This is a genomic window from Cellvibrio sp. 25HG11W-0 (assembly GCF_057815475.1).
In genome coordinates, this window is sequence record NZ_CM174230.1 from 954,919 (window position 1) to 977,999 (window position 23,081).

General features: G+C 47.6%; 8 protein-coding genes. 4 read left to right on the forward strand and 4 right to left on the reverse strand.

What is annotated here, in order from left to right; translation table 11 throughout:
- Positions 1–447 precede the first annotated feature (447 nt).
- Complete coding sequence (locus AC0KUT_RS04095; RefSeq protein ID WP_488833725.1) at positions 448–5,076, forward strand: pectate lyase family protein; 4,629 nt, start codon at positions 448–450, stop codon at positions 5,074–5,076.
- A 482-nt stretch (positions 5,077–5,558) separates the two neighbouring features.
- On the opposite strand, the gene AC0KUT_RS04100 is transcribed toward AC0KUT_RS04095, so the two are convergent.
- The 4 genes from AC0KUT_RS04100 to AC0KUT_RS04115 all read right to left on the reverse strand — a co-directional run bounded on the left by AC0KUT_RS04100 (position 5,559) and on the right by AC0KUT_RS04115 (position 7,263).
- The gene (locus AC0KUT_RS04100; protein WP_488833727.1) at positions 5,559–5,762 is read right to left on the reverse strand and encodes a transposase; all 204 of its coding nucleotides are present in this window, start codon (positions 5,760–5,762) and stop codon (positions 5,559–5,561) included.
- 2 nt (positions 5,763–5,764) lie between these two features.
- A complete protein-coding gene (locus tag AC0KUT_RS04105; protein WP_488833728.1) occupies positions 5,765–6,109 on the reverse strand; it encodes a transposase in 345 nt (114 codons plus the stop codon).
- The gene (locus tag AC0KUT_RS04110; protein WP_488833729.1) at positions 6,102–6,278 is read right to left on the reverse strand and encodes a hypothetical protein; all 177 of its coding nucleotides are present in this window, start codon (positions 6,276–6,278) and stop codon (positions 6,102–6,104) included. The genes AC0KUT_RS04105 and AC0KUT_RS04110 overlap by 8 nt, the downstream gene beginning before the upstream one ends.
- Before the next feature lie 166 nt (positions 6,279–6,444).
- On the reverse strand, positions 6,445–7,263 hold the full coding sequence (locus tag AC0KUT_RS04115) for a LuxR C-terminal-related transcriptional regulator (RefSeq protein ID WP_488833731.1): 819 nt from the start codon (positions 7,261–7,263) through the stop codon (positions 6,445–6,447).
- A 484-nt stretch (positions 7,264–7,747) separates the two neighbouring features.
- On the opposite strand from AC0KUT_RS04115, the gene ectB reads away from it, so the two are divergent.
- From ectB to AC0KUT_RS04130, 3 genes are all read left to right on the forward strand, one after another.
- The gene (ectB, locus tag AC0KUT_RS04120) at positions 7,748–9,028 is read left to right on the forward strand and encodes a diaminobutyrate--2-oxoglutarate transaminase (RefSeq protein WP_488833732.1); all 1,281 of its coding nucleotides are present in this window, start codon (positions 7,748–7,750) and stop codon (positions 9,026–9,028) included.
- Positions 9,029–9,106: 78 nt separating this feature from the next.
- Positions 9,107–15,577 carry an amino acid adenylation domain-containing protein gene (locus tag AC0KUT_RS04125; protein WP_488833734.1) on the forward strand — a complete coding sequence of 2,157 codons (6,471 nt, stop codon included), beginning with the start codon at positions 9,107–9,109 and terminating at the stop codon, positions 15,575–15,577.
- Positions 15,577–23,061: an amino acid adenylation domain-containing protein gene (locus AC0KUT_RS04130; protein WP_488833735.1), complete on the forward strand. Its 7,485-nt coding sequence runs from the start codon at positions 15,577–15,579 to the stop codon at positions 23,059–23,061. Before AC0KUT_RS04125 ends, AC0KUT_RS04130 begins: the two co-directional genes overlap by 1 nt.
- The last annotated feature ends 20 nt before the right edge of the window (positions 23,062–23,081 follow it).

Here is a 23,081-nt window from a genome sequence, read left to right on the forward strand (position 1 = left end):
CTCAAAAATGAACCCAGTTGGATATGGCGAAGGGAAAAGCCATTAAAAAAATAACAGTTCAAGGTGTTCGAGCAGGTCTTATAGGTTGTTAAATCTCTGCGTTGAAAGTGGTGCTTTTGTGTATAGATTGCAGGCGGGTATACCCAGTCGTTACTGCAACTACTACACAAATCGAAGCGAGCAGGTCATCCGTAGGGCTTCGAAAAGGGCTTTTAGAAGAGTATTGAGAGGAGCTGTGAGTGGGGCTCTCGCCATTTTCAATGCACGAGTTTTTAACGTCGTAGTCGTTTCTTTCGTTTCACATATCAAATGTTTCACACATAAATCAAGGCGGTAGCTCGTTGCAGGCAGGTTCTGTGAGGTTGGCAATTGTTGTCGGTTTCATGGTGTTTGCGTGTGCGGGGAATTCGGGATGCAGTTAATAATTTCAATAATAAAGGTCAATAGATGAACATCAAAAAACTAAAGCGGCAGCTGGGCAGTTGCGCGGCACTCTTAATGGTTAATGCCTTGTTTAGTGGGTCGCTCGCGGCGCAAACCCTAGGGGATAACCTGGCGATAACGGGTTCGGGCGCCGGTGCCGACGGTTCTGGTTTTAGTAATACCAAGTTGGTGCGCGATGGCGACTTAAGCACCGCAAGCTATGCCAGCGGCACCGCCAATCAGCGCATTTCAGTGAAGTGGGCGAGCGAGGTTAATTTCAATACCGTGGTGTTGCGCGAAGCGGGCGACAACGTCACCAGTTGGCAATTAGTCGATAATGCCTCAGGTGTTGTTTTAGCAACGGGTGCGAATATAGGTGCCGAGTTGCAGCTCAGCTTGGGTGCGGTTAGTTCGAAAAAGATCAATTTAGTGGTGAATGCGGACAGCGCACCCGCTATGGCAGAAATTGAAGTGTATAACCTAAGCGATGTCGCCAGTTCCGTACCCGCGTCATCTGCTGCGGCGTCATCAGCGCCACTTTCTTCCGCTGCAGATTCCTCTAGCGCAACTGCAGCAAGCCTCGCGCCCAGTTCGGTCGCCGCGACGCCGTTACAGTGTAATTGGTGGGGCACTTTTTACCCGGCTTGTGCGCTAGCGCAAGAGGGTTGGGGCTGGGAGAATTCTAAAAACTGTATCTCGGTTAAAGCCTGTAATGCTCAGCCCGCGCCCTATGGTGTAGTGGGTGGCGCCTCGTCGGTGAGTTCAGTCGCACTGGGTTCTGCGCCAGCGCAAACCTGTAACTGGTGGGGCAGTCGCTATCCCGCCTGTAAGGTCGCCCAAGATGGTTGGGGTTGGGAGGCGTCTGCATCCTGTATTTCAGTTAAAGCCTGTAATTCACAGCCGGCACCCTATGGCATTGAAGGCGGAGCATCATCGGCCAGTTCGGTAGCGGCACCTGCACAAGCCTGTAACTGGTGGGGCACTGTTTATCCTGCCTGTGTGGTAGCGCAAGACGGCTGGGGCTGGGAGTCGTTGAAGTCCTGTGTTTCGGTGAAAACCTGCAGCACACAGCCCGCGCCCTATGGTTTGATTAATCTCGTGTCTTCTTCTGCAGTATCTAGCGTGGCAAGTTCACCGGCTAGTTCTGTTGCGCCCAGCTCTGTTGCTTTGCCTAGCTCCATACCTGCATCGATCGCGCCCAGCTCCGAGCCTACCTCGGTTCCAGCAAGTTCTGTCCCAGCGTCTATTCCTACAAGCGCGAGCGCCATGTCATCGGCGGCCAGTTCGGTTATCGCCGCGATTCGCCCTGCAAAATTGGAAGGCTTTGGCGCCCATGCTGGTGTTACCGGTGGGCAGGGTGGCCCTGAAGTGATTGTGACAACGGGAACTGAATTGAACGCGGCACTCTGCAGTCGTGCGAACAAAACTGACCCAATCATCATTAAGGTGAATGGCACGATTAATCACGGCAATACCAGTGCGCAAGGCTGCAACACCCAAGCGGACGTGATTGAAATTAAGCAGATGAGTAATGTGTCCATTATTGGTGTAGGCACTAACGCACTCTTTGATCAAATCGGTATTCATGTGCGCGATGCGTCCAACATCATTATTCAGAATGTGCATATCCGCAACGTGAAGAAAAGCGGTTCGCCTATTTCAAATGGCGGCGATGCCATAGGCATGGAAACGCGCGTTGATCGTGTGTGGATTGACCACAATTGGCTCGAAGCGTCTGGCGGTGAAAAAGATGGTTATGACTCATTGTTGGATATGAAGGCTGGTGTAACTAACGTGACCGTTTCTTACAACTTGTATAACGACTCAAGCCGTGCTGGATTAATTGGTTCGAGCGATAGCGATGCCGCCAATACCAACATAACCTTCCACCATAACTGGTACAAAAATATCGAACAGCGCACGCCGCTGATTCGTCATGCCTTGGTGCATATGTACAACAACTACTGGTCAAATCCCAAAATTGATTACATGTTCCATGCGATTAACTCGCGCATGGGTGCAAAAGTATTGGTGGAGAGTAATTACTTTGAAAATGTGAATAACCCTTTAATCGCATCGGATGACTCCGCGCAACCTGGCTGCTGGCAAACAGGCGAAAATACCATAGTGCCGTCGATTTACTACAGCCGTACCGTTGGTAATGGTGCCTTGGTAATTCCCGAGGTAGTAGATGGTCAGTTGCAATCGACCTGTTCGGTGAATGTGCCCTATAGCGTTGTGATGGATGCGTCGGCAGACGTGCCTGCCATTGTGATGGCGAATGCTGGTGTGGGTAAGTTGGACCGCGGTACTGCGGTGTCTTCTTCCGTTGCGTCATCGGTTGAACGTTCAACAGCTTCTGTTTCATCGGCGACAGCGTCATCGGTGCCCGCAAGTTCAGTCGCTGAATCAAGTGCAGTGGCATTAAGCAGCAGTGACGCGAGTGCGAGCAGTGAAGTCAACCTAAGCAGTGCTGCCAACAGCTCTATAGCGGCAATCAATTCTGTGGTATTCGCCGAAGCGTTTGATATCGATAAAGCAACGCTGTTTAGCGCGGCTTACCAAGCGATATCAACCGATGCAAACGCAGCGCGTTATTACATTACCGGTGGTGGCTCGGGCATGACAGTGGTAGATAATCAATTGTCGATTGTAGGCGGTCGCTTCACAATTGGTCATCGCCCGCCGCGCACCAGCACCACGGCCAGCGATACCAGTGCCAATGGCGACTTTGATTTGACGCGCCCTTATCGCATCAGCTTCGATGTGATCGCGGCATCAGGCGCGGGCAAAGTGCAGGTGTTTATCGATAACAGCACCACTAGTTCGGGTAACTCCATTCACGGCGCCAGCTCGCGTGTATTTGAATCTGTCGCTAGCAATTTAACGGCGGGGCAGCATATAGAAATTAACAGCAGCTTGGGCACCGCGACCTCATTTATTGCTATACGCACAGAAAGTTCCGCCAGTGTGGTAATCGATAATTTGACCCTTGAATATACCGATGGTCTTGGGGGTTCGTCTGGTGGTGCGCTGAGCAGTAATGCCGTAAATAACAGCGCCGTAAACAGCAGGGCAGCAAGTCTCTCTTCGGTAACTAGCACTTCTGTGATCGCGTCTTCTGTTGCGGCCTCGGCTGTTCCTTCTTCCGCAATAGCGTCAAGTAATAACTCAGCAATAACGAGTTCATCGGCGACTAATAGTAGTGCTGTTGCAGTGGGAGATATCAGCGCGGCCTGTAATAGTTTGGTGAGCAACGCCAGCGTTAACTGGCGTGAAAGCGCCTTGCAAACTGATCAAGAAATTGTTGAGTGCTTAGCAAAAACCCTTGGCACGGCGATTGGTTTTGGTGAAAAAGCGCGTGGTGGTTATGATGCGGCCGGTGCGAGCCAGCTGGTGGTCATTACCAAAAACACCAGCGTGTTACCTGAGCAACAAGTACTTAACGCCATTAGCAGCGAAGCGCACAACTGGATTGTGTTTGATAAAAACGATTACGCCAATGGCGGTGACCTGGCCATGTATCGCCTCTATTGCGGCAACGCAGGGGTGTTGGCGGCGCTGGATAATGCCAGCACGGCAGAGTGTTTAGATCACAATCTATGGTGTAGCAATCGCGGTGTTAGCAATGCGAGTTGTGGTGATACCTTCTTTAACAAACGGTTGAACAATAGCGCGCTGATTATTCGCAATGAATTAATCAAGTCCAACACCACCATTGATGGTCGCGGCACTAAGGCGCGCTTCCTCTTTAACGGTTTTAAAATTGGTGCCGATGACAGCGGTGTATCAACCTATAAAGCTGAAAGCGTGATCTTAACGCACTTGATGTTTGAAGGTGCAGGCCATGTAGAAGACCATTATTTGGACCCAGATATGATTCGCTCTACCGGTGAGTCGCACGATATTTGGATTCATAAAAACACCTTCAAAAATACTGGCGACTCAGCGTTTGATGTGAAGGTAGGCGCCTATGGCATCACCATGTCTTACAACCGTTTAGAGGATGTGTTGCGCGCATCGCTGCATGGTTCAAGTGATAGTCGCACCATCAATGCGCAAATTCGCACCACCATGCACAATAACTTTTTCATCACCAGTGATGAATTCTTTAGTGGGCCGCATGCCGCCAATAATACTGCGCGCCGTGTGCCACTCTTGCGTCGCGGCAGTGCGCACTTGTTTAACAATGTGTTTTACAACTACCGCAAAAACTTTGCCTCAGTACGTGTGGGCGGCACCCTGTTGTTAGAGGATAATATTTTCCTCGGTGGCCCCGTAATGCAAACCGCAAAAAGCACAGCATCGGCAAGCTTCAATGAATGGTTAAGCTATCTCACCAAAGACGATTTTGGCGGTGGTTACTTCTCCAGTTTAAATGACTTGGTGACTTTTGCCGACAGCAACTGCCGCATCGACAGCAGCTATCAAGGTGGGTTGCCGCCCGTGATTGGCAGCAGCGCGCGCGACCTGAAAACAGAATATTCGCAAACATCGCGCGACCTTATTCTGAACCAAGGTTTTGTCGCGGGCCAAGACTTGGTGGACTACACCAATGCAACTGCGGGTAAGTACGGCGCTGAGCCTTATAACTCGCCCTTGGCAGACAGTCGCGCGGCCCTCATCAGTCGTGGAAATGCGGGTTGTTTGTAAGTATGGCAACAAGGTTGGAACGCAAATTCCAGCCTTGTACTTCCTTCATTATTCTTTATGAAACGTTTGCACGATTCGCCTAAAAAGCTTTTTCAGGTGAGTCCATCAAAATGGTAAAAAAGATATTCGTAATTTTCAGCTGATTGAGACGAAACATCGGCTGAAAATCATGCTTGGAGAGGGATTTTTCTCTCCATTCTCATTTAGCAGGTATAACTCTCCTGTGCTTCATCAAGCTCACGTTGCAATGACATGCCTCGTTTAATATTGCGTGTCATGCGTGTCATCGCTACCCACATTTTATTTCTCTTCCGCCCAAGATGGCGCGCTTTACTTATTCCATAATACAGCGTTGCAATTCAAAAAACGCTCAACAATGTAGCGTGTGCGTGATAACAGTTTGTTAAACTTCTTTTGTTCGTCCGTTAATTTCTTATTGCGTTAGGCTCGCGCTAACACACCATTTTCGATAACCCTTTCGGCTAACCAAGTGTTCGTTTTTTCTCGCTGGCATAGGCGCTATCTACAAACCCCTTTTCTTCATCGCCGCTTAATAGCTCGGTAAATACTTGTGAGTCATGCACATTCCCTGTGGCTAACACCATTACTTTCACGAAGCCATCCACATTAGTATTAACATGTGCCTTGAAGCCGTAAGTGGTTTTTTGTTTACCTTCAGAGCCCATGTTTACGCTGTAACCTGCTTCCGGATTTTGCGTGTTATTACCCGCTTTATTTTTCTTTGGCGATTGCGCTGCGCTTGGATAATGCTCGCATCCACGATGCTAATTACTCCCGTTTTAACGTGTAAGTTTTTTTCGGCTAATTGCTCGTTAATGTTTAGCAGTAAGGTGTCTTGTAGCTTTTTCATGGAGGGATGATTGCGAAAACGCCATGGCGTGCTGTGATCTGGCGCAGAGTCTGCTATCTCTAATCTAACTAAACGACGAACTACAATGTCGCGGGCGAGTGCTGCTTCTAACTTAGGGTCGCTCAAACTGCAGCAGAATTGCAACAGTATGGCTTTAAGCATGATCAGGGTGGCCGCGCCTGTTCGCCTTTGTTGCTGGCGTAAATACAGGGAAATATGCCGTCAATTCGATTCCAATTAATTCATGTGGGTCATCCAATACGTTGAGCGTTGCTTGTTCATGAGCGAGAGTATCTGCCAGGCTCAATTTTTTTGTGTTCTTCCTGGTCATGGTGTGAGCCTTTTGTGGAATGCGCTATTTTCTCATGTGGTGATTTCTGATGTTTGGTGTTTTGGTTCGTACAAAGGTCTCAAAAAAATAAGTGCTTATCTGCAGCGATGATTTAGTTGTTGGAGCGCCGCGAGAAACGACTAGATGGGCAGGCGGTAGGTATGAATCAAATTGTAATTACTCTTTCCGTGAGAGCTTTAGCTACAGCATGTGGGGTATTTTTTGCCCCGAGTTTAATCCTAATATTCTTAAGATGATTATTCACTGTGTTTTCTGAGATCTTCAGGAAGTCGCCGACCCGAGCAGCGCTGGCGCCGACAGCTATCCACTGGAGTACGTGCTTCTCGCGTTCACTTAGAACTTCACTCGGCTCTCCCGAACGCAATAGTCGAGATAATGATGCATGAATATAGCTCGATAATAAAAATAACTCTGCGTGGATAGTAAATAAGTTACCTGACTCTTTGAGGGATGTTCTGCCATTTTCTCTGTGGAAGAATCTTACTAAACCCCAGCCGCCAACGTGGTTGTGAAATGGCGCATTGAAAACTTGTCGTAATCCAAAGTCTACCGCAGTATGAATAACGTTTAATTCGTTTGGCGTAAATATATACCCACATAAATCTTCGGATATCACATAAGGGAGAATAGACTGGGTAGCAATTTTAATGCACGGGTCATCGAAAATTAAGGAATGCTTTTCATAATGTGCTGCGAAGCTATCAACATGTTGCAACATACGGTATAGCAATGGTGGGAGGTTTGGCCTAACAACATATTCAATAATACTAAAAAAGTCGAACCCGTAACTCTCGCAAATTAAGAGGCATTGAGTGTGAATGTCTTGGAAACTTTTCGCGACAAGAAGGTTTTGCACTATATCAGTAATTCGAGAGATTCCGTTACTGGCACTATATGTATTGCCCTTTTCTGCATAAGTCTTAACTTCGCAAAATCTTAGTTGATCAAACGCTGCGCTATTCATAAAAATCCCGCTGTTTTGTTAATTTTATTATTTACATTAAAGATATGTGGGTCGAATTTGTGGCGCCACTTTCAACGGGCTTCGCAGAAAATTATAATTTCTGTGTAGCAATTATGCCTGAGAATATTTTTTTAATAAGATGCATGAGGCGACAGTTGATAATTAATATTGCTCGTTCGGGAGCGAGCTACTATCAATAATTCGAGTTGCGAGGATTGTTAAGAAAAAAAATACACAATTTAAGTCGATTATCAATAGCCAAAACTCACTATAGCTTTGGTATCAATACAAGCTTAACATCAATTATAGATAGTGTTTTTTAATTATTTTTTAGTTATGCGTGTTTCATTTAAGTTCATGTCATTTAACCGTAATTCATTTGTGTTTTTATCAAACATTAATCATGGTTTTTAGCCATTTTCTTCAGTCGTTTAAAAAATCATTAACGCAAAGTTTATAAGCGGGGAAACCCCAAGGAGCTGACATGATGTCAGAAGCCAATAGTATTTTTGTTCGCAGAGAGTCCAATGTACGTAGTTATTGCCGCTCTTTTCCGGTTGTTTTTGATAAAGCAAGTGGGTCCCATATCTGGGATGAGGGTGGTCGGCAGTACATCGACTTCTTCTCTGGTGCTGGTGCGCTTAATTACGGACACAACCATCCGATAATTCGCGACAAAATGGTTGAGTATCTCATGCAAGATTCAATCAGCCACGCTCTTGATTTTCATACCTGTGCTAAAAGAGGATTTCTCAATAGCTTTGAAGAAATAATATTAAAACCAAGACGCATGTCACATAAAGTTATGTTTGCTGGTCCTACGGGAACTAACGCAGTTGAGGCCGCAATGAAGATTGCTCGTCTTGTAACTGGACGCGAAAAAATTGCTGCATTCACTAATGGCTTCCATGGAATGACGTTGGGGGCGCTGGCCGCTACAGGCAATAAATACGGCCGTGCCGGTGCCGGCACTACGCTACCGAATGTCGACAGATATCCATACGATGGCTATTTTGGCAGCGGATTTAATACCGTCGATATGATCGAGCATTTATTGAAAGATCCCAGCAGCGGGTACGAACCGCCGGCAGCATTCCTGCTTGAAACTGTACAGGCGGAAGGCGGGATTAATGTCGCACGCCCTGAATGGCTGCGCCAATTAACTCATCTGGCCAAAAGAATTGGCAGTTTGATTATTGTGGATGATATCCAAGTAGGGTGCGGTCGCACCGGAAGCTTTTTTAGTTTCGAAGAAATGGAAATTTCTCCAGATATTATTTGTTTGTCTAAATCCATTAGCGGTTTTGGTCTGCCAATGTCATTGGTATTAATGATGCCGGAATACGATGTGTTTTTGCCGGGCCAACATAACGGCACCTTCCGGGGGAACAGCTTAGCGTTTGTTGCCGCAGAACAAGCGCTACAATTTTGGCGGTCGGCAGATTTTGTCAGCGGCATCCACCGCAACGCTCAGGCAGTCACAATGGGGTTAGCCAATATACAGCGTTTGTGCGGCGAAGGTTTTTCAGTTCGCGGTAAAGGATTGATTCAAGGTTTGGCATGCCCATCAAGTGAAATCGCTGACTTAATCGCGAAAAACTCTTTCAAAGACGGACTCATTATTGAAACTTGCGGTCCCCGCGGCGAAGTGATCAAGCTGTTGCCAGCTCTCAACATCCCAATCACTATTTTGCAAGAAGGTATAAAAATATTATCCAACAGTGTGCATGCTTTCGCAACTGTTAAGGAAGAGGCGGTAGCATGAAAATGGTTATACATAAATACAACTGTAGTAACGCGATAGATTCTTTAAAAATTATTGTGCAGTTAAAGAGGGGTAGTCATGTTTAGGCCTCTTACAGCAATGCAGACGGGAATTTACTTTGATCAATTGCGTGATCCATCAAATCTGCGTTACAACGTTGGTGTAATTCTTGAAACTTTTACGCATGTCGACCCATTAGTTTTGAAAGAAGCAATTGGGTTGCTCTCACAGAAGCTTGATATTTTATCAATGGGCTTGGTTGTCGACGCGGATGCTGGGGTGCTCCAGCAATTTGACGCGCCCAAGCCGTTAGAGTTTTTTTATGTAGACTTATCGGCTGATGAAAATGCCGTAGAAAGTGCTCGAGCGCGCATTGATGATGATTATCGGCAGGCGTTTAATTTACTACAGGATCAGCTACTGGCGGTGAGCCTTTATCGTATCCATGAACAACAACATTTTATTGTTATCAAAAGCCATCACATCATCTTGGATGGGTATGGTGTAGCGACTTTAACTCGCTTGCTCTGGCCCGCATATTTAGAGGTTATGAAGGGTGTTGAGGCTACAGAACTTGCCGACATGTTCGAGTTTAAGGAAGAGATAGCCTCCGACCTGGAGTATCTGAACTCTGACAAATATCATCAGGATGAAAAATTTTGGCTGGAGAAATTACGGCAGCCACCAGAACTTGCGTTCCCGCAACAAATTTGGGTAAACGACACCAAACTTGCAAATTCATTGCATGTTCGCGCCAACGTTGAGCATACCTCCGCCAAACGATTACGAGCGTTGGTTCAGGAAACAAAAACCAGCTTACAGCATATCGGTCTAGCGGCATTAATTATTTATTTTTCCAGCGTCCATAAAATGACGGACATACTTATTGGTGTCCCGGTGCATCGGCGTAAAACCTATCGTCAAAAAAGAACAATCGGTACCATGGCCGGTGATATCCCTTGTTGCTTTAATGGGGATCTCAACCAAACGTTGGCGGATTTACTCCAGCAGATCTCCCGTGAGCTACGCAGTAATTATCGCTATGCAGGCTATCCACAATCACATCTGCTGCGCAAACTTAACCAGGCCACTATTGGCCGTAATGATTTATTTGATGTGGTGTTCAATTATGAAAAATGTGGAGACAATTATTTATTTAATGATGAAGAAATGATTCCGCATTACTTATTCAGTGGCGCCGAACCAGTGCCACTACATGTGCGCATTATTGATTTTGACGAGGTGCAACCTCTAGCCATTTATGTGAGCGTGCACAAAACCTTAATGGATGAAAAGGAAGCGCTGCTTTTTGCTCAGCGCATTAATTACATCCTTAAGCAATTGACTGAAATTTCTGCTAATACGAGCATCGGAGATATTGATTTTTTGCCTCCTGTCGAGCGGCAGTTAATTTTGCAAACGTTCGCCGGTAAGCAGCGCGATTATCCCGGAGAAAGAACATTTTCATCTTGTTTTGCTGAGCAAGTGAATATAGCCAGCGAGCGAACTGCGGTTTCCCATCGAGGCGTGCGCACCAGTTATGGCGAGCTTGACGCCTATGCTAATCGTATCGCCTATCACCTGCGACAACACGCGGTGAGCAAGGGCCAGATAGTTGCCATACACGCCAATCGCAGCGTTCATTTCTTAGCGGCCATGCTAGCTATTTGGAAAACGGGAGCAGTATATGTACCGCTGGATCCGAAAAACCCGCCTGAGCGGATTGAATACATGCTTGGCGATGCTAGCCCGGCCATAGTTTTTGTCGACCAAGATTTGCGGGGAAATTTTCCGCAAGCTTATGCTGGGAAATTGATTTCGTTTGACGATATTGACGCGAGCGCAGATTACAGCAGTCTCAATTCAGATACTGGCTACAGTAACGACATCACTCCTGAAGACCCCGCCTATTTGATTTACACCTCCGGTTCAACTGGGCGTCCGAAGGGCGCATTGGTTCATCATGGTGGAGCAGTACATCATATTGATGCCATGTTTGATGAATTGGGCTTGATCAAGAACGGTGTGCGGCAGCCGGTTACGATGCTACAAAGCGCCGCTGCATCTTCGGATATTTCGTTATGGCAGTTTATGGCGCCTTTAATTAGTGGCGGCATAACGGTCATCCTCGACCAGATGTCTGATATGCCGGTATTAGTCGACACCGTGGTGCGCGAAAATGTTGAACTTATGGAATGCGTTCCAGTAGTTATCCGATTGTTGCTTGAACATCTCGATAGTGGTGCGCAAGCGCAACTATTGTTACCCAGTCTGCGCTGGATGATGGCGACCGGTGACACCTTATCGGTGGCACTGGTAAATGACTGGTTAGAGCGGTTGCCTCATGTTCCTATTATCAATGCCTATGGCCCTAGTGAAACGTCGGATGATGTGACTATAGATATCATCCGTCAGCCGCTCCCAGCGCACCAAGCAGGCGTGTCGATTGGTCGACCGATTGCGAATACTTCTATTCTGATACTTAATGAAAATGCTCAGTTATTGCCTGTGGGAGTTGCAGGAGAGCTGTGTATTGCCGGTGCAGGCGTGGGTTTGGGTTATTGGAACAGTGCGCAGAAAACTGCAGAAAAATTCGTTCCAAACCCCTTTGCGCAGGAGTCAGGAATCCCAGGCAACCTGATGTATCTCTCCGGTGATCTAGCGAAATGGAGCATTGATGGAACGCTAGATTTTATTGGCCGCGCCGACAACCAAGTAAAAATCATGGGCTATCGGGTGGAGCTGGGGGATATTGAGGTCTGTATTGCCGAACACCCTGCCATTAGTGATGTAGCTGTCATTACCTACTTGGACGCGGAATCCGATTTACGCCTGCTAGCTTTTGTCACTATCAAGCCTGATGCGTCAGCTTCGCCCGCTGAATTGCGCAATTACATTGCCGGCAGGCTGCCCGATTATATGGTTCCCGCGAATTTAGTTATTCTCGGTCAAATGCCGCGTAATGCTGCGGATAAAATAGACCGTAAAGCACTAGAGTCGATGGAGCTCAGCAACCTTGGCCAGCAATACGAAGAAAATGTGCTGGAACCAATGGATAGTGAAATTGAAATATGGCTTGCAGACTTGTGGGCCTCCTTGATGAATATTCCGCTACCAAGCATAACGCGTCAGGCACACTTTTTTACCATTGGCGGTCATTCTTTAACAGCTGTGCGGCTGGTGGCGGCGATAAAATCTACTTGGCAGATTGATATGGAAATCCGCCACGCATTTGCTAATCCGACATTTTCGGCGCAGGTGGCGTTTATTGAAGCAGCACAAAAAAAAGCAGTAGTACTCATCACCCCTGCGCCAGAGCTGGATAGGTTCCCATTATCCTATGCGCAACAGCGCATCTGGTTTATTGACCAACTTGAACCCGATGGCTGTGAATACAATGCGAGTGTTGAAGTTCATTTAAGCGGAGCCGTTAATGTTGTGGCATTTGAGCGCGCTTTCTTTGACCTGCTCCAGCGCCACTCCGTGCTCAGGACAAATTACCTGAGCGATGATGAACAGGCTTATCAACAAATCCGCGCAGTCCCGCGCGATATTGTAACCGTCACTGATGTCAGTGATTTAGTGGTGGAAGAGCGTCAGCGTCTGCTCTCGCAGGCGCGCGAAAACAACAACAATATGCCTTTTAATTTGGCGCAGGATGCTATGGTGCGTTGTAACCTTGTTCGTCTGGCCGCAGATGAATGGGTGCTTTTGATGGCCGTCCACCATATTGCCTCGGATGGCTGGTCGCAGCTGATCATGATGCGCGAAATTGCCGCTTTTTATGATTATTGGGCTAATGGTATTGCGCCAGTGTTGCCGGACTTGCCAATCCAATACTGTGATTACGCATATTGGCAACGTACTTGGCTGGTAGGGGAGCGATTGGATCAACAGCGCGATTACTGGCTGGGACAATTGCAGGATTTGCCAAGTGTGCATAATTTACCGTTGGATTTTGCCCGCCCTGTACAGCAAACGCATCGCGGGGGAATGTTATATACGCAGATTGATAGATCGTCCCTGCAGCAAATGTATACCCTACTCGAAACACAGGAAGTCACACTGTTCATGGTGTTGATGGCAGTTTTCTCGAGCCTGTTGCATCGTTACAGCGGTGATAATGATGTGGTGATTGGATCACCGGTTGCTAACCGCGAACAGACTGAAATATCCGACCTGGTCGGTTTTTTTGTGAACACCTTGGTATACCGCAATCGAGTTACTGGCAGCATGGGCTTTAACGAGCTGCTAGCGCAATGTAAGCAAAATGCTCTCGATAGTTACGCTAATCAACAGATGCCTTTTGAAATGCTGGTAGATGCGCTGCAACCGGCGCGTTGCAGCTCTTACAATCCACTGTTTCAGATTATGTTGACTCTTGAAAGTAAGACTACGGAAAAATGGTCTTTGTCCGACGTGGACTGTCGAGTCATTGAGCCTGATACCTTGCCTTCGCAATTTGATTTGAGTCTGGATGTGAAGGAGGGTGATCACGGCCTTGAACTCACCTGGAATTATGCGACTGACCTGTTCGAAGCAGCCACCATCGAACGTATGGCGCAACATTTTCAATTATTGCTGTTGGCAGCCTGTGAGAATGTGCACACCGAAATCAGCAAGTTATCGTTGCTGGATGATAGTGAGCGCACACAGTTGTTGACTCAATTCAATGACACTCATCAACCAGATCTGCTTAAAAATACGTGGCCCGAGCTGTTTGCACAGCAAGTATTGCGCACTCCAGATGCGATAGCCGCACGCTGTGGCAACGAGATCATTAGCTATTATCAGTTGGAACAGCGGTCGCGCCATCTTGTTACGCAACTGCGGCAGCGGTCAATTGGTAAACAATGCATTGTCGCGCTACTTACAGAGCGCAATATTGATTGGCTTGTGAGTGTGGTGGCTATTTTGCGTTCGGGTGCGGCATATTTGCCATTGGATCCTGAGCATCCGACTGCGCGTATATTAACGGTGCTGGAGCAAACTAAACCCGACCTGCTGCTGATGGATGGGGGGCAGGACGCAACCCGTCTGCAACTGCGCGAAACCTGGGACACTGCACGTTTGTTAGTGTTGGGCGCGTCGGGGCTTAGGTCCACTATGGATGCCCTAGATGAGCTTGAAAACAGTCTGCCATTCCCCGAAGCCGACGACCTTGCCTATGTTATTTTTACCTCGGGTTCAACCGGCACACCGAAGGGCGTCATGGTTCCGCATAAAGGAATGGTTAATAACATGCTCGCTAAAGTGGACCCTCTGGATTTAACAGCGGGGGACGTTATTGCACAGACCGCATCTCAATGTTTCGATATATCCGTCTGGCAGTTATTGACCGCACTGCTGCTGGGCGCAACTACGGAAATTATTACGGCAGCTGTCATCAGTGATCCCGACGCATTGCTGAATCATCTCGCCGAAGCGAAGGTCACAATCTGGGAGCCGGTACCCTCGATGCTGCGGGCGGTGCTTGATAATCCTCTACCTCTACCTGCCTTACGCTGCTTGCTACCCACAGGTGAAGCTTTAACTCTGGATCTTGCCCGTGCGTGGTTTACCTGCTATCCCCACATTCCTTTGTTTAATGTGTACGGTCCTGCCGAATGTTCTGATGACGTGACAATGGAAAAAATTGAGCACAGAGCAATTGAACGTATCTGGATCGGTACGCCGGTTGCGAATGCGCGGGTACATATTCTCGATAGCCAAAGGCAGCTTGTCCCTATCGGAGTCATCGGTGAGATAGCGGTCTCAGGCCCGGTTGTAGGGTTGGGCTATCTCCATCAGCCGGCCCTAACAGAGGCGGCTTTTATTGCTAATCCCTTTTGCCAGAACGAGTTCGATACTCGCATGTACTTAACCGGTGATTTGGGGCGTCGCAGCGCCAAAGGCAAAATCGAGTATATCGGCCGCGTTGATCACCAAGTAAAAATAAGAGGCTTGCGCATAGAGTTGGGGGAGATCGAAAGCCGCTTGCGGGCGTGCGCGGAGGTCAGCGCAGCCGCTGTCATTGCCCACACGCCTCCAGGCAGACAAGCGCAATTACTTGCGTTTGTCGTGAATGAACAGGCAGACATTGACCGGCACCAACTGCGCCAGGAACTTGCTAAAAGCTTACCCGGTTATATGGTGCCTGACAGGTTCATCCAATTGTCCGCGCTACCGCTCAATGCAAATGGCAAAATCGATAGGAACGCATTGAGCGTTTTAGTTCCGATGCAGGATGACCATGACCGCAAGTCACCACCAAGTACTGCAACGGAAGTAGCCTTGGCCTCTCTCTGGGCAACATTACTCGCTATTCCTGCGCCTGATATACACGCGGATAGTGATTTTTTCGCCTGTGGCGGCCATTCACTACTGGCGGTACGTGTAGTGTCTGCGATAAAACAAACGTTTGCCGTTCAACTGCCCGTACGTGACATATTTGATTACCGCGAACTGAACGCGCTGGCCAATCATATAGATTTGTTGTCGGCCCAGAAAACGACTGCTGCAAGGTTGCAATCACTATCTGCGGATGCAGTTGAAGAGGTGGAATTTTAATGAAAGCTTGTTCGATAGAAAACGAAATTTCCGCCGCAACTGGACTGTCCGCTAAACAGCAATCTGCAGTGCGCGCTGTTTTGAAAGTAGCGGCGGATAACGGCGTAGAAATCTTTGTCGCTGCCGGCAAACTGAAAGCGCGTGCCGGTAAAGGCGGGCTGCCTGATGATTTAAAACAAATGATTGCCGACCAGAAGTTTCAGCTGCTAATTTATTTCCAGCAGATCCAGCCGTGCGACAATCTTGGCGAAATGCCGCCCTTAGTCGCGGTAGATCGCTCGGTAAATCTCTCGCCCGCGTCTTTTGCTCAGGAGCGTTTATGGCTCACGCAACAATTGTCAGTGGAGAGTCACGCTTACAATATTCACGGCGCCTTTCTCGTAGGACCTGAATTTGATGTGGGCTTAGCGGAGCGTGCATTTGCCGCCGTTATCCAGCGTCATGAGTCTCTGCGTACGACGGTTTTCTACAGTGGCACGCAGGTCATGCAGCAGGTGCACGGCGCTCCCCATTTCAAGATCCGAGAACTGTGCTTGGAAGCGCGCGAGGCCGCTAGTGTGGACAGTTTGTTGGACGAGCACAGTCGGCTCAGCTTTGACCTTGATCAATTCATTATGCTGGATGTGCTGTTTATTGCAGTTGAAGGCGCGCAATCATGCCTGTCAATCTGCATGCCACACATCGTTTCCGATGGCTGGTCGGAAGGATTGCTGATCAATGAATTTGTATTTTTTTATAACGCGCTCCAGCGACAGCAGCATGGTGAGCTACCTCCGCTTTTGTTTCAGTACCGTGATTACGCCTACTGGCAAAGACAATGGATGACCAGCCCTGCATGTGATCGGCAACTCGAATATTGGCGCGCACAACTTTCAAACGCACCGGCCTACCATTCTCTGCCGATTAACCGCAGGGGCGCCGAGCTAACAAGTAATCTCGCTGCAAATATTTCCTTGACCGCAGACATCAATTTGACCAACCAATTAATTAAGTTGGCAAACGATAATCAGGTAACCTTGTTTATGCTTTTGCACGGGGTCCTGACAATTTTACTGTCGCGCCATTCCAATAGTGACGATATCGTTATAGGTACGCCCGTAGCCAACCGGGTCACTACTGACTTGGAGCCCCTCATCGGTTTTTTTGTGAATACACTGGTGTTGCGATCCCATTGCAACGAAAACCAGTTGTTGGCCGATTTTCTAGCGCAGATTAAACAGATCAATCTTGCCGCTCAGGACAACCAATTTATCCCTTTCAGTTACTTAGTGGAGAAACTAAAACCATCGCGTTCGGCCGGGGTAAGTCCCTTTTTCCAGATTTTATTGGTCATGGATAATAACGAACATGCGACTTTTGATTTGGGTGGTGAAACTCTATCCCCAGTTGCACGAATTGACGATACGGCGAAGTATGACCTTACCCTTTATGCCAATGAAACTTCCAGTGGACTAGAGTTCACCTTTAACTTCAAGCGCTCCCTTTTTGATCAGCATTATATTGAACAGCTGGGAACTGGTTTTATTAACTTGTTACGCAATTGTGTGGCGGATTGCAATCGGCCAATTACCGCTCTATCTACCTTTGACCCAATCGCGCCGCAGCGCGAACACAGTCGTCGGCTAGCCATGCTGCCAACGTATGACCAACGGCCACTGCACGAGCTGTTTGCCGAGTATGCTGAAAAATTTCCTCACCAGTTGGCTGTAAAAGATGAGCTGCATAGCTTCACCTATGGCGAGTTAAATGCAAAAGCTAACCAGCTGGCGCACTATTTACGCAATCAGGGGGTTGCAGCCGATACGCTCGTAGGACTCACGAGCGACTGGTCGGCGCACACGCTTCTGGGCTTACTGGGGATTTTGAAAGCGGGCGCAGCTTACTTGCCGCTCGAAGCAGATTATCCCCTCGAAAGACTTAAATTTATACTTGCAGACAGCGCAGTCAGATGCGTGCTAACCCTTGAGAAAAATGTGCCGCTTTTGCAAGTTCATGTGGAGTGTGTTGCTCTGGATGGGATTGCAATCGAGGCGCTGTTGGGTGGCTATCCGAAAGACAAGGCCCCCGTTGGAGGCGATGTTCAGCGGCATCTAGCTTACGTCATATACACGTCAGGTTCGACTGGCAAGCCCAAGGGTGTGATGGTGGAGCATCGCGGCTTGTCTCATTACGTCCAGGGTGTGGCAGGAAAGCACGAGATACCAATCGGCTTGAACTATGCGGTACTCAGCACTATAGCAACCGACCTTGGCAATACCGTGTTGTTTTTATCGCTGACTCGGGGCGGTACATTACATATTCCCGCCCGCCAGACTGCAATGGATGTTTACGCATTCAATCGCTTCATTCAGGCGCGCGACATTCACGTCATCAAACTGACACCGAGCCATTTTTGTGTCCTTGCAAGTAGTGACTTTGATAGTCTGTTGTCCAAATTGAAGTACGTTTTTCTAGGTGGTGAGATTATTCCGCTGCAATTGTACCAAGCGCTGCAACGCGAGCAGGGTCGGCATGGATGCCAGTTCATCAACCATTATGGCCCAACTGAAATAACCATCGGCTGTTGCACCTACCCGTTGGATTTTAAAAATAATGCAGACGTCCCTATCGGAAAACCATTCTTACATGGCCTTTGCAGTCTTCGCGATCGTTATGGCAACCCGGCGCCTACGGGTGCGCCTGGCGAGTTGTACATTTCAGGTCCCGGTGTAGCACGGGGCTACCTCAATCAAGCTGAGCTTACCCACCAAAGGTACATCAGCGAAACGCCTGCGGCTTGTGGCGAACCGGTCAGAACTTATCGCACCGGCGATTGGGCTCGGGAGAATGCCGAGGGCGATCTTGTATTTTTAGGGCGTCTAGATGATCAAGTAAAAATCAGGGGATTTCGTATTGAGCTGGGCGAAATAGAGCAAACAATCTTGAGCCATGTCGCTGCAGAATCCGCAGTGGTCAAGGTGTTATCTACGTCGGATTCCAATGTCGGAGAGTTAATTGCCTACCTAAAATTTCCCGCTGATACGTCTGTAAATTTCGACGAAAAAGCAGCTGTATCCGCGATTGCCGAAGTACTTCCAGCGCACATGATTCCCCGTTATTGGCTAGTAATGGATGTTTGGCCGCTGACCTCGAACGGCAAGATTGATCGTCGTGCCTTGCCGTTGCCCGATACCGATATTTCAGCGGAAATAATAGCGCCTCACACTGATACCGAAATAGTACTGCACAAGCTCTGGACCCGGTTATTGAACCTTGACCCTCAATCAATCGGCGTTCGTTCAGATTTTTTTGTGTTGGGTGGCCACTCATTGCTGGCGATTCGCTTAGCTGCGGAAGTGAGGGAAAATTTAAAGGTGGAGATATCGATCCGCGATATTTTCGATAATCCTTGTCTTCTGGATTTGGCTGCGCTTATCGCAAGCTTATCGCAACAGCCGTCAGCGCTGCCAACAATTGAAGTCGCCAAACCAGCAGACCGATATGCTTTATCATATGGGCAGCAATTGATCTGGTTTATTGATTTAATGGAGCGCGGCAGCAAACATTATAATATGCCGGCAGTCATGCATGTTGACGGAAATTTTCGCATCGACATTGCGCAGCAAAGTTTCCAAGAAATTGTTAACCGCCACAGTATTTTGCGCAGTGTTTATATCATGCGCGGTGAACAGGTTTACCAAGAGATTAAAGCGCAGGCGACTTTTTTATTGGGCGACACCGATTTGTCAGCGATAGCTGGCGCGGAGCAACGGCAGCGCCTCAGCGATATCATGCAAGCAGACGTAGAGCGAATATTTAATTTAGCGGAAGACCTGCCAATCCGCGCCCATTTTGTCCGACTCTCCGCATCGTCGGGTAAATTGATATTTAACATGCATCACATTGCCTCGGACGGTTGGTCGATGCGAGTGCTGATGCGGGAGTTCAGCGAAAACTATAGACATTTGGCGCAGAACTCCAGCATACCCCAGCGGCCACCGCTTGCACTTCAATATTCTGATTTCGCCGAATGGCAACGCACTTGGCTCAAAGACGAGCGGATGGAAGCGCAATTAATATATTGGCAAACTCAACTCGCCAATTTGCCTGAGCTGCACAGCCTGCCATTAGATGCCCCGCGACCAGAAAACCGCACCTTCAATGGCAGTGGTGTCAGTGCAGTGCTTGAACAAACGGTTGTCGATCAATTGAGAATTATTGCGCAACAAAATTCTTGTAGTTTGTTTATGGTGTTGCACGCTGCTTTTTCGCTATTGTTATGCCGTCACAGCAATTGCAATGACATTGTTATCGGTACCCCCGTGGCTAATCGGTTACATGCGTCACTTGAACCTTTGATCGGATTTTTCGTAAACACGCTCGTGCTTCGCACGCAATTAAATCCTACCATGACCTTCGTAGATTTATTGCAGCAGGTCCGCGAAACTAATCTTGCGGCACAGTCAAATCAGGATGTAGCCTTCGAGCAAGTGGTTGAACGGATAAATCCACAGCGTAGCATCAAATATTCCCCCTTGTTTCAAATTATGTTGACACTGGATGACGAAGTGTCCACACCAACAACCATAGATGACTTACAGTTTTCGCCAGAGTTTCATCAGGAATTCGTTTCCAAGTTTGAATTAACCGTGGATGCTACCGCGCTGGCAGATGGATATTTCTTTAACTTTCAATATAACACCGACATCTTCTCCAAAGCACGTATCCAAAATTTTGCTACTGATTTCATCAGGCTACTTACCAGCATCGCTCGGATGCCTCACAGCGTGTTACGTAACATAAATCACTTGTCGACTGATGAGCTATCTATAATTGGGGTGCTCCGCAATTCGCGGCCAGCAGCGCACGATGCCCAGCAAGTGTATTTTGACCAGCAATTTGAATGCCGCGCACTTGAATACCCGCACCGACCGGCGCTTGAATTCGGCGGCAAGATAGTTACCTATAGTCAGCTCAATGTTCGTGTTAATCAACTGTCCCATTATTTAAAGCAAAAAGGTGTCCGTCATAATGATGTAGTTGCTGTATTGCTTGATCGTTCGATTGATCTGGTGGTGAGTATATTGGCGATTATGCGTGCAGGTGCCACTTATATGACGGTGGATATCCATTATCCACACGAACGGATACTCGATCAGTTGCGTAGCAGCAAGTCACGATTTTGTGTCACCCACACTGCACAGCAAGCCATGATCGCTCAGCTAGATATTACATTAGTCGTAATAGATGAAGACGTAACACAGAACCGTGTAGCAGAATGCTCACCAGATTCCTTCACGACTGAGCGGCCTTCAGCTTCCTCACAAATTGCTTATGTTATGTATACGTCTGGCTCCACCGGACGTCCCAAAGGCGTTGCAGTATCCCATGCTAATTTGATGGCCTATGCTCAGGCCGTGTTGCGAGAATATGCAATTGATGCCAGCGACAAGGTGCTGCAATTTTCATCTATTTCTTTTGATATTTTTATAGAAGAAATGACTGTTTCTTTATTGTCTGGTGCATGTCTGGTTATACGTGATGAGCACATGTTAGGAGGGGGGGAATATTTTTGGTCAAAAATTTCCGCATTAGGAGTTACGGTGGTGTCGTTGCCGACAGCGTTCTGGCACCAATTAAGCCGTGAATTGCTGCCAACATATAGCGATAAAATAAACGGGTTGAAATTAGTTATTTTAGGTGGCGAACGTTTATCTGCCGAAGCGGTTACGCTGTGGCGACAAGTTGCCAGCACCAACATACGCTTGGTTAATACCTATGGCCCCACCGAAACAACCGTCGCCGCAACCATCCATACAGTATCCGGTGATCCAGCCCATTATCTCAATGGCAGTATACCGATCGGTGTTGCTCTTGATCATTGTGAGCTTGTGGTTTTAGCCCCTGATCAATCACTTGCACCTATAGCTGCGGTTGGCGAGTTATACATTGGCGGGCCCGGTGTTGCGCAAGGTTATCTATACAACGAACAACAAACCAACGAACGTTTTTTAAATGGTGTGACCTGTGATAGCGACAGATTGTATCGCACTGGGGATTGGGTGCGCTGGGCAGATTGCGAACACGCCAATCGGAAGGAGCTTGAATTCATCGGGCGTGCAGACAGTCAGGTGAAAATCAATGGGTACCGAGTCGAGCCTGGGGAAGTGGAATACCAGATTTCGAAACTTACAGAAGTCGATAATGCTATTGTCGTCGTCAACAAAAGTGAATTGGGCCGGTCGCGCTTGATAGCTTATGTCACTCTGGCAAATGTTGAACTCAGAGTTGTCGATAATTATCGCGAAAAAACCAAGCTTGATGTGCTCCGGCAATTGCGTGAATTACTACCGGATTACATGGTGCCGGAGACGATTGAGGTGCTGGATAAATTTCCGTTAACCACCAACGGAAAAGTAGATGTGAAACATTTGCCTCAACCAATGCATTCGCTTTTGAATGGGATAACGCTACCAGCAACTGATCTGGAAATACAACTAGCCAAGTTATGGGCCGATCTGTTTGAAACAACTATTCATGACATGTGCATTAAACGTAATTTTTTTGAACTCGGAGGTCATTCTATTTTGACCATCCGCATGATTGTTAAAATCGCACAACAATTTGGTGTTGAGTTGACAGTGCGAGATGTTTTTTTGCACCCTACTATCCAGTTGCTCGCTGAAAAGATTCAGGCTGGCACCACAACTGCCCCGACATTGATGTCCACACTCCATCAGGCAGGTATTACAGGTACAAGATTATTTTGTATTCCTGGGGCCTTGGGCAGCGCCCTCTCATTTATGGGGCTCATTGAACATAATAGCAATTTAACAATTTTTGCTTTTGATCATTTGGGCGTTTTTAATAGTAAATCACCCCATGAAAGCATTGAGCAAATGGCTGAGTGTATGAAAAAAGAAATCATACAGGAGCAAACTGAGGGCCCCTATTTCATTGTCGGTCACTCGATGGGTGCGAAAGTTGCCTATGAAATTGTTCGCAGATTAGAAGCCTCTGGCGAAAGCGCTTATTTGATTGCACTAGATAGCCAGTTTCCTCAGTGCGACGCGGGACAAAGTCCTTCTGCCATTCGAGCTGGTGCGCAACAAGATCAGATTTCAATAGACGACGATATTCAGCTAATTATTGAAAAAATTGAACAATATCTACAATTAGAAGGTGTCGGTGGAAAATTGCGTGAACGATTGGAATCCGTTTATCTGCACCACGCACATCTGTCTCAAAATTATGTGTTTTCTGCGCCGCTGATCAATGATGTACTGCTGTTGTACGCGGCCGATAACACCCTAACACGACCAGCTTCTCTCACTTATTTGAGCCAGGGCCAGGTATTGAGTGCTGAGGTTGTGGGTAATCACTACTCGATGTTATTTCCCGTTAATACTCGTCAGCTCATGGAAAAAATTTCTGTGTTTGTTGGTCAGCGCTCCAATGCCCCGAAAGAAATTGAGCGAGTTGTCATGCTGCTCCCAACCAACTAATCCTTAAAAAAGAAAGAATC